Raw genomic sequence first — 926 nt, 5'->3', positions numbered from 1 at the left:
CTTTTTATCTGTATCATTCTATTGGTTATTTACATCGGGGGTTTTCCCCACCCGATGAAAATCTCCTGCAATCTCCATATGCTCTCTAAACCATATCATACTCAGCACCACGCCCGTCCAGATCTTTTTGCGTTATTGTTAAATTTTTGTGTTCTGCCAGTCGGGGGGGAATGTCATCATCACGTGCCTTTGTATAAGAGTCAGTTTGATAAGCTGCGAAAGTGCGATGAACGGTAGAAGATCAGGATAGGTAGATGTTCGCCGCCGTCGGTCCTTTCAGGCCGTTGATACGACAAAACTCAACGCGGACGCCAGGTATCAGGGATTCGGATTCACTGCTATACACTGCGGAGATATGAAGTAAAACGTCTTTTCGACCATCTGATGGGGTGATAAAACCTTTGCCGCTGAGGGCATCAAAACTTTTGACAATTCCTGTCATTTTACGAGACAAATAGATTCCTTTTAAAAAAACTCGGGCAAACTATACGCTTAAAAAAATAAAAAGCGAATTTTATCGCCATATTTCAATAAAGACTGCTGGACGGCTAAAATAAAATTTGCTAATCATCGCGGAACATGCATTAATGGTAATGGCAGTTATGCAATGCATACAACGTAAAACATTCTACTGAGTAGTCCTCATCGTCTGGCGCTATCGCTGATATCTTCTCTCTTTGAATTCAACGTACAATATCTGCGTTTCAGGGAAATGATTTAAATACCCTGTTTGAAGGGCGCAATGTTGAGTTTGCCATTCAGCAAGGTCTGGCGTCAGAATTTTCTGTGTTAGATATTTCCTGGTTCAAAGGGCTGACACCCTACACATTTATTCAGAGCATCGCTGGTGTTTTATTGCATAAAGTTAAAATTTCAATGAATGCAATGTTGTTGAAACACAAAGTGAAGTTTCTCCCCTTAAGAGG

General features: G+C 41.0%; 1 protein-coding gene. It reads right to left on the bottom strand.

From position 1 onward, the window contains the following. Positions 1–241: 241 nt before the first annotated feature. The gene (gene cspF / locus NNN71_RS24720; RefSeq protein WP_223802821.1) at positions 242–454 is read right to left on the bottom strand and encodes a cold shock-like protein CspF; all 213 of its coding nucleotides are present in this window, start codon (positions 452–454) and stop codon (positions 242–244) included. Positions 455–926: the final 472 nt, after the last annotated feature.

The organism is Kluyvera sp. Awk 3 (assembly GCF_028069715.1).
Lineage (GTDB): Bacteria > Pseudomonadota > Gammaproteobacteria > Enterobacterales > Enterobacteriaceae > Kluyvera > Kluyvera georgiana_A.
The sequence above is the reverse complement of the archived record's forward strand: the minus strand, read 5'-3'. Positions and strand labels throughout refer to the sequence as shown.